We start from the raw sequence: 11,701 nt of genomic DNA, 5'->3' as shown, positions 1-11,701 counted from the left end.
GGCGCGCCCCGACCCGGCGGACCCGGCATGGGCCAGCGCCCCGCCGGCTTCGGCCAGCGTCCCGGCGGACCCGGCGGCGGAGCAGGACGTCCCGGCGGTGCCGGTCGTCCGGCCGGCGGCGGCTTCCAGCGCCCCGGCGGCGCTCCCGGTGCCGGTGGCGGCTTCGCCCCGCGTCCCGGTGGCGGCGGCGGTCGCGGTCGCGGCCCCGGCGGTGGAACCGCAGGAGCCTTCGGTCGCGGTGGCGGCAAGAGCAAGGCCCGGAAGTCCAAGCGCACGAAGCGTCAGGAGTTCGAGCTCAGGGAGGCCCCGTCGCTCGGCGGCGTCAGCGTCCCCCGCGGCGACGGCAGGACGGTCATCCGTCTGCGCCGCGGCGCGTCGATCTCGGACTTCGCCGACAAGATCGAGGCCATGACCGGCGTGCCGGTGCCCCCCGGCAACCTGGTCACCGTCCTCTTCGCCCTCGGCGAGATGGCGACGGCCACCGAGTCGCTCGACGAGGCCACCTTCGAGGTGCTCGGCTCCGAGCTCGGCTTCAAGATCCAGGTCGTCTCGCCCGAGGACGAGGACAAGGAGCTCCTCGAGGGCTTCGGTCTCGACCTCGAGCAGGAGCTCGACGACGAGACGGACGAGGACCTCGAGATCCGTCCCCCCGTCGTCACCGTCATGGGTCACGTCGACCACGGAAAGACGCGCCTGCTCGACGCGATCCGCAACGCCAACGTCGTCGCCGGCGAGGCGGGCGGCATCACGCAGCACATCGGTGCGTACCAGGTCGTCGCGGAGCACGAGGGCATCGAGCGCCCGATCACCTTCATCGACACCCCGGGTCACGAGGCGTTCACCGCCATGCGAGCCCGCGGTGCCCAGGTCACGGACATCGCGATCCTCGTGGTCGCGGCGGACGACGGCATCATGCCGCAGACCATCGAGGCGCTGAACCACGCCCAGGCGGCCAACGTGCCGATCGTGGTCGCGGTGAACAAGGTGGACAAGCCCGACGCCAACCCGGCCAAGGTGCGCCAGCAGCTCACCGAGTTCGGGCTCGTCGCCGAGGAGTACGGCGGAGACGTCATGTTCGTCGACGTGTCGGCTCGCGCGGGCACCGGCATCCAGGACCTCCTGGACGCCGTGCTGCTCACCGCGGACGCCGGTCTCGACCTGCGCGCCAACCCCAACAAGGAGGCGCGCGGAGTCGCGATCGAGGCGAAGCTCGACAAGGGACGCGGTGCGGTCGCGACCGTGCTCATCCAGTCGGGAACGCTGCGCGTCGGAGACGCGATCGTCGCCGGAACGGCCTACGGCCGCGTCCGTGCGATGGCGGACGAGAACGGCAACGCCGTCCTCGAAGCCGTGCCGTCGCGTCCGGTGCAGGTGCAGGGACTCTCGTCCGTGCCCCGCGCCGGCGACACCTTCCTCGTCACCGAGGAGGACCGCACGGCCCGTCAGATCGCCGAGAAGCGCGAAGCCGCTCAGCGCAACGCCCTGCTGGCCAAGGCCCGCAAGCGCATCTCGCTCGAGGACTTCACCCGTGCTCTCGAGGAGGGCAAGGTCGAGTCGCTCAACCTCATCATCAAGGGCGACGTGTCCGGTGCCGTCGAGGCGCTGGAGGAGTCGCTCGTCAAGATCGAGGTCGACGACTCGGTGCAGCTGCGCATCATCCACCGCGGTGTCGGTGCGATCACGGAGTCGGACGTCAACCTCGCGACGATCGACAACGCGATCATCGTGGGCTTCAACGTCCGCCCCGACCCGAAGGCCCGCGAGCGCGCTGCTCGAGAAGGAGTGGACATCCGCTTCTACTCGGTCATCTACAACGCGATCGAAGAGGTCGAGAACTCGCTCACGGGCATGCTCAAGCCCGAGTTCGAGGAGGTCCAGTCCGGTGTCGCCGAGATCCGCGAGGTGTTCCGCTCCTCCAAGTTCGGCAACATCGCGGGTGTCATCGTCCGCTCCGGCACGATCACCCGCAACTCGAAGGCGCGCGTCATCCGTGACGGCGTCGTGGTCGGGGACAACCTGGCCATCGAGTCGCTGCGTCGCTTCAAGGACGACGTCACGGAGGTCCGTACGGACTACGAGGCCGGTATCGGTCTCGGAAAGTACAACGACATCCAGATCGGCGACGAGATCGAGACGATCGAGATGAAGGAGAAGCCGCGAGGCTGATCCGCTCCACTGGAAGGCCCGGGTCCGCCCGGGCTTTCCGGCGTCTCACGGCGCTGTTCGTGCGGGATCGGGAGGGGACTCTCGTCCTCTCGCGCCCTGCGGGAGGAATCGGGGGCCGCCCTCCTCCCGGAGGTGCGGACCCTCCAGCGGGCGATTCCGCACCTCCGGGCGCAGGATCGAAGAGCAAGCGCTCCCGTCTCGGTGGGTGCGCCCGCTGAGCGAGCAGCTCGCGAGCAGCGAGCCTGCGGGCGATCCAGCACCTGAGCCTTTCCTCCCCACCCGGTCCCCGAGGATCAGGGAGCCGCGAGGCGGCACCCCACCCGCGCCGTCGCAGACGCGCGGTCGAGGGGCATCACGCCCCAGAAGCAAGGCCCCCTCGGACGCGACCGGTCGTCCGGGCGGAGAGTGGTTGAATGGCGAGCTGAACGGTTCGCCGAGAGAGATGTGAGGACCAGCCATGGCAGATCCGGCCCGGGCGAGGAAGCTCGCCGAACGTATCCAGGTGATCGTCGCGAAGCGGCTCGAGCGCGGTCTCCGCGACCCGCGCCTCGGCTTCGTCACCATCACCGATGTCCAGGTGACCGGCGACCTGCAGCACGCCTCGGTGTTCTACACGGTCTACGGCACCGATGAGGAGCGCGCCGATTCGGCCGCGGCCCTCAAGGCCGCCACCGGAATGCTCCGCACCGAGGTGGGCAGGAACATCACGTCCCGGCTCACGCCGTCGCTCGAGTTCATCCTCGACGCGGTGCCCGAGAACGCGAAGCACATCGAGGATCTGCTCGCCGCCGCGCGCAGCCAGGACTCGCAGGTGCAGTCGCTCGCCGCTCAGGCGGACTACGCCGGCGAGGCCGACCCCTATGTGAAGCCCCGCGAGGACGACGAGGACTAGGCGCCGAGCCCGAACACCGCGGAGCCCGTGGCGACGTCGACCGATTCCAGGACGACGACGACACGGGCTCCCGGCGTGAGCGGGGCCGGGACGTCGACGGTGATCTCCGGGTCGAGCAGCTGGACCGAGGAGCGGGTGCGCGCCGAGGAGACGACGATCCCGCTGAAGGAGGCTCCTTCGCGGCCTCGGAGGACGGCGGCCTCGACGATCGCGGTCGCCGCACGGGAGGCGGCTCCGGCCCGGCGGTCGCTCGCGGCGAGGAGCGGCGGGAGCAGGGGCAGCGCCTCGCGCAGCTGCGACGGGATCGTTCCGCCCCGGGACACCGCGAGGCAGACGGCGAGGCCGAACCGGTCGACCAGGCGCCGCAGCGGCGCGGTGACGTGCGCGTACGGCGCGGCGAGAGCCGCCTGCTCGGGATGCTCCGGCGGGGCGCCGTCGAAGGCGGTGTAGCCGGCGCCGCGGAACAGGCTCGCCGCGGCGTACATGATGGCGAGCTGGGCGGGGTCGGCGGTGTCGAGGCGGCGCAGGTAGGCGCCGTAGGCCTCCTCCTCGGGCCACGGGACGCCGAGCGCCGCGGCTCGGGAGCGGAAGGCCGCGACGGTGGCGGGGTCGGCCTCGGGCATGGTCCGGAGGATGCCCACCCCCGCGTCGAGCATCATCGTCGCCGCCGCCATACCGGTCAGCAGCGAGACCTGGGCGTTCCAGCCCTCGACGGCCAGGGGAGCGCGGCGCTCGACCCGGTAGCCGCCGTCGGCGGCCACGATCTCCTCCTCGGGCAGCGTCAGGCTCGCTCCTCCGCGCTCGGCCTCGCGCGCCAGGCGCTCGCGTCCGAACCAGGGGAGGAGGGCGAGGGAGGGGTGCGGATCGCCCGCGTCGACGCTGCGCTGCACGCCCTCGTAGTCGAGCCGGGCCACGCTGCGCACGAGCGCCCGCTCGAGGTGCACCGAGCGCGGCTCCGCCCGCTCGTCGAGGGTCAGCGTCCAGACCAGCGCTCGGCGCGTCTCGTCCGGCAGGAGCGACGCGGTCCCCTCGGAGAGGACCGCGGGGTGCAGCGGGACGCGGCCGTCCGGGAGGTAGTAGGTCTGGCCGCGGCGGCGCGTCTCGGCGTCGAGCGCTCCGCCGGTGCGGACGACCGCGGGCACGTCCGCGATGGCGTAGCGGAGGACGACGCCCTCCGACGTGTGCTCCAGGTGGAGGGCCTGGTCCAGGTCGAGCGAGCCGGGCGGGTCGATCGTCACGAAGGGGAGGTCCGTCCGGTCGACGCGGTCCTCGTCGTCCGCTCCGGCGTCCGCGTGCTCGGCCTCGGCCAGCGCGGCCGGCGGGAACGGGCCGGGCAGGTCGTTCTCGACGCGGACCGCGGCGAGGGCGCGCTGGACGTCCTGGGCGAGGTCGACGTCGAGGGCGCGCTCGACGGCGGCGTCGGGGCGGGGGAGGCGGAGGCGGCGACCGGTCACGGCGCCGACCCTACCCGCCTCCTCCGACGCGGACGGCGGTCGACGGGCCCTCAGGAGCCGGGGAGGAGGTAGCCGTCCTCCGGGCCGCCCGTCGCCAGGCCGTCGGCGAGGAGCCCGGCCAGGGCGCGACCGCGCTGGTCGGCGTCCGGCCAGAGAGACTCCACCTCGGCCGCGGTGACCGGGCCGTGCGCGGCGCGCAGCTCGGCGAGGATGAGGCCGCGGACCTGGCGGTCCGAGCCCTCGAACCGCTTCTGCTTCGCCTTCACGGGCCCGGTGTGCTCGGGGTACCCCTCCGCCCGCCAGCGGCAGAGGTCGCGGATCGGGCACTCGTCGCAGCGCGGAGCGCGGGCGGTGCAGACGATCGCCCCCAGCTCCATCGCGCCCGCGTTGAAGGCCGCCGCCTCGGAGAGCGACTCGGGCAGCAGCGCCGACATCGCGGCGAGGTCGGCCCTCGCGCGGGGCGGGCCGGGCTCCGCCGCTCCGTCGACCGCGCGCGCGAGGACCCGGCGGACGTTGGTGTCGACCACGGGGTGCCGCCTCCCGTAGGCGAACACGGCGATGGCGCGGGCGGTGTAGTCGCCGATGCCGGGCAGCGCGAGGAGGGTCTCGACGTCGTCGGGGACCACGTCGCCGTGCTCCTCGGCGATCGCCACGGCACAGGCGTGCAGGCGCAGGGCCCGCCGCGGATAGCCCAGGGACTGCCAGGCGCGCACCGCCTCGCCGGGAGGGACGGCGGCGAGAGCGGAGGGTGTCGGCCAGCGCTCCAGCCACTCCGCCAGACGCGGGACGACGCGGACCACCGGGGTCTGCTGCAGCATGAACTCGCTGACGAGCGTGCCCCAGGCGGGGAAGCCCTCGCGGCGCCACGGCAGGTCGCGGGCGCTCGTGCGGAACCAGGCGGTGATCGCGTCGGCGAGAGGGTCGGAGGGCATCAGCCCACACTAGGCGGCGGCGCGTATCGTGGGCGGATGACCAGGTGGGCTCCGCAGAAGGCCGATGTGCTCGACGCTCTCGCGGCGGAGGTGCTGCACAACTACGGGCGCGGACGGGTCAAGGTCGGGATCGACGGCGACGACCCCGCGGTGAGCGCGGCGTTCGCGCTCGACCTCGCGGAGGCGCTCCGCCGGGCCGGCAAGGACGCGATCGTCGCGCACCTCGCCGACTTCCGACGTCCCCGCGCCGATCGGGACGACCCCGCCGTGCCCGACGAGCAGCGCTCCTACGCGGCCGGGTACGACTACGAGCTCCTGCGCCGCGTGCTGCTCGATCCGTTCACCCTCGGCGGCAGCACCGGGTTCGTGCTCGCGGGCTTCGACGCAGTGCGCGACGAGGCGCGGCAGGCGCGCTGGCGGACCGCCGGCCGCGACGCGGTGCTGCTCGTCGACGGCGAGTTCGCCCTCCGGCCGGAGCTGCGCGGAGCGTGGAGCACCAGCATCCGCCTCGACACGCAGGAGCCGCCGGTGGACGCGGCGTACCGCACCACGACGGACCCGCGCCGGCTGGCGGGGATCCTCGTCGACATCCGCGACCCGGAGCAGCCCCGGCGCCTCTTCGCCGACTCCTGCTGAGCCTCGGGACGGAGGCCGCCGCCGCGGGCGGCGTCCGTCCGACAGGGCCGCGGGCTCAGACCAGGGCGGCGCGGCGCACGACCTCCGCCGGCGGCACGAAGGCGCCCGCCCGCTCGACCTCGTGCACCAGGTCGACCAGCAGCTGGTTGACCGGTGCCTCGCGCCCGCCGCGGTGAGCGGTGCGGACCACGGCCCCGGCCAGGTGGTCGATCTCGCTCGGCACTCCGCGGCGGACGCTCTGCAGCGTCGACCCGGGGTTCGGCACCTCGCCCATCCGCGCGGCCATCCGGCGGGGGAGCAGCTCGACCAGGGGCAGGGGAGCGGCGGCCAGGGCGCGGACGGACGCGTTCGAGAGTCCCTGCAGCGAGCCGAAGCGGACGCCCGACGCGAGGCCCGTCCGCGCGGCCTCGCGCATCGACCGGGCGAGGACGCGCCGCAGCCCCGGATCGTCGATCGTCTCCTGGACCGAGAGCCCGGTGATCGCGGGCAGGGCGTTGACCTCGTTGATCAGCAGCTTCGTCCACTGCGCTCCGGTGAAGTCGTCGGTGACGGCGGTGGGGACCGCCTCGCCGAGCACGGCGGCGGCCCGGCGCACGTCGTCGTCGGCCGGGCGGTCGGGGACGCCGAGCGTGGTCGTGGCAGGAGCCGTGACGGTGACGCGGCCGGGTTCGAGGTGGCTCGCGGCGAAGAGGGCGAGAGCACCCACGAGCCGGGCGTCGCGCACCTGCCGGGCCGCCGCGGTGAGCCCGTCCAGTCCGTTCTGGACGACGACGACGAGGGTGCCGTCGACCGTGCGGCGGTTGGTGCGCAGCGCGTCCTCGGCGTCCTGCGCTTTCGTGCAGACGAAGGCGAGATCGGGCACCAGATCGAGGGACTCGCCGCAGCGGACCCAGGCGGTGTGCTCGCCCCACGCCCCGTCGAGCCGGATCCCCGACCGGCGGATCGCGGTGAGGTGGTCGCCTCGGGCGGTGACCTCGACGTCGTGCCCGGCGCGGTCGAGAAGGGCGGCGATGGTGCCGCCGACGGCGCCTGCTCCGAGTACTGCGATCCTCATCCGGACAGCCTAGGACGGGCGGGGGAGGGCTCCGGCTCCACCCCGGGAGTACTCCCGATCCGTCCGTGTATCGTCGCACCCGTGCTCGAGACCCCCGCCCCGGCTCCGAACGGGATCCTCCTGCTGGACAAGCCCGGCGGCATCACCAGCCACGACCTCGTCTCGCGGACCCGCCGCCGCGCGGGGACCCGCAAGGTCGGCCACGCGGGGACGCTCGATCCGATGGCGACCGGGCTGATGATCCTCGGTCTCGGCCCCTCGACGCGCCTGCTCACCTACCTCGTCGGCCTCGACAAGCAGTACGAGGCGACGATCCGGCTGGGCTCCTCCACCACCACCGACGACCAGGAGGGCGAGGTGCTCGCCTCGGCGGAGCCCGCCCTCGTCGCGGCCCTCGCCCCGGAGTCGGTGTCCGACGCGATCGCGGCCCTCACCGGAGCGATCGAGCAGGTCCCGAGCACGGTCAGCGCGATCAAGGTGGACGGCCGCCGCGCCTACGCCCGCGCCCGCGACGGCGAGGAGGTCGTGCTCGCCTCCCGCCCCGTGACCGTCTCGGAGTTCGCCGTCCTGGCGAGCCGCCCGGTCGAGGGGTTCCTCGACCTGGACGTGCGCGTCACCTGCTCCTCCGGCACCTACATCCGCGCGCTCGCCCGCGACCTGGGCGCGTCCCTCGGAGTCGGCGGCCACCTGACCGCGCTGCGGCGCACCGCGGTCGGCCCCTTCTCCGTGGCCCAGGCCGGCGAGATCGACGAGCTCGACGTCCCCGCCGCGCTCCTGCCGCCGACGCTCGTGGCGGGCGAGCTGTTCCCCCTGCTGCGCCTCGACGCCCAGGAGGCGGGCGATCTCGCGAACGGCAAGCGCATCCCGGCCCCGGAGGCGGTGGCGGGCGCGAAGGGCCTCCTCGCCGCGGTCGGCCCGGGGGAGCGGCTGATCGGCCTCGCCGAGCGGCGCGGCACCCAGCTCAAGAGCGTCGTCAACTTCCCGACCGAGGACCTGCGGACGGCCGCCTCGTGATCGAGTGGTTCACGATCCTCCAGGTGGGGATCGCCGTCGCGGCCGGCCTGCTCTGCCTCGTGCTCGGGCTGCTCGCCCGCCGTCCCTCGGACGTCTCGGTCGGCGCGACGGCGATCGTCGAGCTGCTGCTGATCGTCCAGCTGGCGGTCGCGATCGTGTCGCCGCTGGTCGGCAACCGCCCGTCGGGGAGCCTGCCGGAGTACTACATCTACCTGATCTCGGCGCTGCTCCTGCCGCTCGCGGCCGGGTTCTGGGCGCTCATCGAGCGGAGCCGCTGGAGCACCGTGATCCTGGGCGTCGCCTGCCTCTCGATCGCGGTCATGGTCTACCGGATGCACCAGATCTGGTTCTTCCAGAGCGCCTGATCGGGCCCGCCACCGGGCCCGGCCCGGCGAGCGCCTAGCATGGACGTGCGATGTCGAAACCAGCCAGCGATGCGTCCGGACGGGCCGCTCACGACCCCTCAGTCCCCTCGGCCCCCGGGAGCGGAGAGCCGACCCGTTCCGCCCGCTCGCGCGGGATCGGCAGCCTCCTGGTCGTGGTCTACGGGATCCTCGCGCTCGCCGCGACGGGGCGCTCCGTCTTCCAGATCATCGACCGGTTCGACGAGGCGCCGCTGGCGTTCTCGCTCTCCGCGCTCTCGGCCGTCGTGTACATCGTCGCGACGGTCGCCCTGATCGTCCCGGGCCGCGCCTGGCAGCGCGTCGCGTGGGTGACGATCACCTTCGAGCTGGTGGGCGTGCTCGTGGTCGGCGCGCTCAGCCTCCTCGCTCCGCAGCTCCTCGGGCTCGCGAGCGCCGACCCGTTCGGGCGCCAGTCGACGGTGTGGGCGGCCTTCGGCGCCGGCTACCTGCTCATCCCGCTCGTCCTGCCCGTGCTCGGCCTCTGGTGGCTCCGCGTGCAGGGGCGGCGCACGGCCCGGGCGGCCGCCTGATGCGCGTCGAGACCCGCCCCGGCGACCTGGCCGGGATCGGACCCTCCGCCGTCACGATCGGCAAGTTCGACGGCGTCCACTCCGGGCACCGGGCCGTCATCGGCCGGCTGCACGAGCGGGCCCGCGAGCAGGGGCTCGCCGCCGTCGTCGTCACCTTCGACCGCAATCCGCTCAGCGTGATCGCGCCGGAGAAGTGCCCGCCCGTCCTGGTCGGCAACGAGCAGAAGCTCGAGCTCCTCGCCGGGACCGGCGTGGACGCGACGCTGCTGCTCACCTTCGACGAGGCGTTCCGGGCGCTCTCGCCCGAGCAGTTCGTCGAGCAGGTGCTGGTGGAGGCGCTCGAGGCCCGCGTGGTCCTCGTCGGCTCCGACTTCCGCTTCGGCGCCCGGGGAGCGGGCGACGTCGACCTGCTGCGCGTGCTCGGCGGGCAGCACGGATTCGAGGTGGAGCTGATCGACGACGTGCGGCCCGAGGACGGGCGCCGCGTCTCCTCCACCTGGATCCGCGAGCTGCTGGCCGAGGGCGACGTGGAGCACGCGACGCGCCTGCTCGGGCACGAGCCCGTCGTCCGCGGCGTGGTCGTGCACGGAGCGAAGCGCGGCCGCGAGCTGGGCTTCCCGACCGCGAACCTCTCGCCGCAGTCGCAGGGCCTGATCCCGGCCGACGGCGTCTACGCGGGCCGGCTCACCACCGACGGCGTCACGCATCCCGCCGCGATCTCGGTCGGCAGCAACCCGACCTTCGTCGGAGTGCCGCCCAAGCAGGTCGAGGCGTACGTGCTCGATCAGACGCTCGACACCCTCGACCTCTACGACCGCGTGGTCGACGTGGCGTTCGTCGGCCGGATCCGCGGCCAGGTCGCCTACGAGGGCGTCGAGCCCCTCATCCGCCAGATGAACCACGACGTGGTGCAGGTCCGCGAGGTCCTCGGCATCGACTGAGCGGGATGCCGGGCGCCGCCTAGCAGGGGCCGCGGGCCCGCACCAGCGGGAGAGGTCCCGGGGCCATCGGCGTACCGTGGCCGCATGAGCGAAACCCCCTCCGACTCGGCGCGCCCCCTCGCGCTCGTCACCGGCGCGACCGGCTACATCGGCGGCCGGCTGACGCCGCGCCTCCTCGAGGCGGGCTTCCGGGTGCGCGTCCTGGTGCGCGACCCGCGCAAGCTGGTCGACGTGCCGTGGGCGGAGGAGGTCGAGGTCGCCCAGGGCGATCTCGGCGATCCGGAGTCGCTGGAGGCCGCGGTCGAGGGCGTCGACGTCCTCTACTACCTCGTCCACTCGATGGGCTCGGGCAACGACCACGCTCACTTCGAGGAGGTCGAGAGCCGCGCCGCGCATAACGTCGCCACGGCCGCGAGGTCGGCCGGCGTCGGCCGCATCGTCTACCTCGGCGGCCTGCACCCCGAGGGCCAGGAGCTCTCGAAGCACCTCCGCTCGCGCGCTGAGGTGGGCCGGATCCTGATGGAGTCGGGAGTGCCGACGATCGCCCTGCAGGCGGGCGTGATCATCGGCTCCGGGTCGACCTCGTTCGAGATGGTGCGCCACCTCACCGACGTGCTGCCGTACATGCCCGCGCCGCAGTGGGTGCGCAACTTCATCCAGCCGATCGCCGTGCGCGACGTGCTGCACTACCTGATCGGCTCCGCGTCGCTCGAGGACGCCACGCTCAACCGCACCTTCGACATCGGCGGGCCCGACGTGCTCCGCTACGGCCAGATGATGAACGGCTACGCGGTCGAGGCCGGGCTCCCGCAGCGGCCGATCGCGTCCCTGCCGGTGTTCACCCCGTGGCTGGCCTCGCAGTGGGTCAACCTGGTCACGCCGATCCCGCGCTCGCTCGCGGTGCCCATCATCGCCTCGCTGCAGTACGACTGCGTCGTGCACGAGCAGGACATCCGCGCGCTCATCCCCGACCCCGAGGGCGGGCTGACCTCCTACCGCCGCGCCGTCCGGCTCGCGCTGGGAAAGATGCAGGCGGGCGAGATCGAGACGAGCTGGCAGAACGCGGAGGTCGTCGGCGCTCCCAGCGATCCGCTGCCGAGCGACCCGGAGTGGGCCGGCCACACGGTCTACGTGGACCTCAAGGAGCGCCGCACCCAGGCCGACCCGGCCAAGCTCTGGCGCGTCATCGAGGGCATCGGCGGCACCAACGGCTGGTACTCCTTCCCGCTCGCGTGGGTGATCCGCGGCTGGATGGACCGCCTCGTCGGGGGAGTGGGCCTGCAGCGCGGGCGCCGCGACTCCGCGCGCCTGCACGCCGGCGACGCCCTCGACTTCTGGCGCGTCGAGGAGATCGAGCGGCCGAAGCTCCTGCGCCTGCGCGCCGAGATGAAGGTGCCCGGCGGGGCCTGGCTCGAGATGCGCGCCGAGCCCTCCGGAGACGGCGGCTCGGTCTACACGCAGCGCGCGGTCTTCTTCCCGCAGGGCCTCGCGGGCAGGCTCTACTGGTTCGCGATCCTGCCCTTCCACGGCATCATCTTCAACGGCATGGCCAACCGCATCACGGCCACCGCGGCCGACCTGCCGGACTCCGGCGACGAGCGCTCCCCTGGCGGGCGCCGGGTGCAGCGGTGACAATGGAGGGGTCCGGCGGCGGCGAGGCCGCCCGGGACGCCGACGA

General features: G+C 73.6%; 11 protein-coding genes. 8 read left to right on the top strand and 3 right to left on the bottom strand.

The genetic code is table 11. From position 1 onward, the window contains the following. Together infB and rbfA are read left to right on the top strand one after the other, a co-directional pair. A partial coding sequence (infB, locus tag C5C39_RS13550; protein WP_104353615.1) for a translation initiation factor IF-2 occupies positions 1–2,166 on the top strand: 2,166 nt, incomplete at its 5' end. Positions 2,167–2,623: 457 nt separating this feature from the next. Then, positions 2,624–3,058: a 30S ribosome-binding factor RbfA gene (gene rbfA, locus C5C39_RS13545; protein WP_104223052.1), complete on the top strand. Its 435-nt coding sequence runs from the start codon at positions 2,624–2,626 to the stop codon at positions 3,056–3,058. Here rbfA and C5C39_RS13540 read toward each other — a convergent pair. Together C5C39_RS13540 and C5C39_RS13535 are read right to left on the bottom strand one after the other, a co-directional pair. After that, positions 3,055–4,512: a ribonuclease catalytic domain-containing protein gene (locus tag C5C39_RS13540; protein ID WP_104353613.1), complete on the bottom strand. Its 1,458-nt coding sequence runs from the start codon at positions 4,510–4,512 to the stop codon at positions 3,055–3,057. The genes rbfA and C5C39_RS13540 overlap by 4 nt on opposite strands. A gap of 50 nt (positions 4,513–4,562) precedes the next feature. After that, positions 4,563–5,444: an A/G-specific adenine glycosylase gene (locus tag C5C39_RS13535; RefSeq protein ID WP_104225596.1), complete on the bottom strand. Its 882-nt coding sequence runs from the start codon at positions 5,442–5,444 to the stop codon at positions 4,563–4,565. Positions 5,445–5,480: 36 nt separating this feature from the next. Between C5C39_RS13535 and C5C39_RS13530 the strand changes: the two genes are divergently transcribed. Beyond that, positions 5,481–6,080: a hypothetical protein gene (locus C5C39_RS13530; RefSeq protein ID WP_146083945.1), complete on the top strand. Its 600-nt coding sequence runs from the start codon at positions 5,481–5,483 to the stop codon at positions 6,078–6,080. Between the two features lie 55 nt (positions 6,081–6,135). Here C5C39_RS13530 and C5C39_RS13525 read toward each other — a convergent pair whose 3' ends face one another. Then, positions 6,136–7,134, bottom strand: a complete 999-nt coding sequence (locus C5C39_RS13525) for a ketopantoate reductase family protein (RefSeq protein WP_104353611.1) — start codon at positions 7,132–7,134, stop codon at positions 6,136–6,138. An 81-nt stretch (positions 7,135–7,215) separates the two neighbouring features. On the opposite strand from C5C39_RS13525, the gene truB reads away from it, so the two are divergent. The 5 genes from truB to C5C39_RS13500 all read left to right on the top strand — a co-directional run bounded on the left by truB (position 7,216) and on the right by C5C39_RS13500 (position 11,655). After that, positions 7,216–8,148, top strand: a complete 933-nt coding sequence (gene truB / locus C5C39_RS13520) for a tRNA pseudouridine(55) synthase TruB (RefSeq protein WP_104223057.1) — start codon at positions 7,216–7,218, stop codon at positions 8,146–8,148. Then, a complete protein-coding gene (locus C5C39_RS13515; protein ID WP_104223058.1) occupies positions 8,145–8,513 on the top strand; it encodes a hypothetical protein in 369 nt (122 codons plus the stop codon). Before truB ends, C5C39_RS13515 begins: the two co-directional genes overlap by 4 nt. A gap of 50 nt (positions 8,514–8,563) precedes the next feature. After that, entirely contained in the window at positions 8,564–9,082 is a 519-nt protein-coding gene (locus C5C39_RS13510) for a hypothetical protein (protein ID WP_244229447.1), read from the top strand. Beyond that, the gene (locus C5C39_RS13505) at positions 9,082–10,023 is read left to right on the top strand and encodes a bifunctional riboflavin kinase/FAD synthetase (protein ID WP_104225670.1); all 942 of its coding nucleotides are present in this window, start codon (positions 9,082–9,084) and stop codon (positions 10,021–10,023) included. The genes C5C39_RS13510 and C5C39_RS13505 overlap by 1 nt, the downstream gene beginning before the upstream one ends. Positions 10,024–10,107: 84 nt before the next feature. Then, positions 10,108–11,655 (top strand): SDR family oxidoreductase, encoded by a 1,548-nt coding sequence (locus C5C39_RS13500; protein WP_104353610.1) that lies wholly within the window; start codon positions 10,108–10,110, stop codon positions 11,653–11,655. The last annotated feature ends 46 nt before the right edge of the window (positions 11,656–11,701 follow it).

It is taken from the genome of Rathayibacter sp. AY1F3 (assembly GCF_002931975.1).
Classification (GTDB): Bacteria; Actinomycetota; Actinomycetes; order Actinomycetales; family Microbacteriaceae; genus Rathayibacter.
The sequence above is the reverse complement of the archived record's forward strand: the minus strand, read 5'-3'. Positions and strand labels throughout refer to the sequence as shown.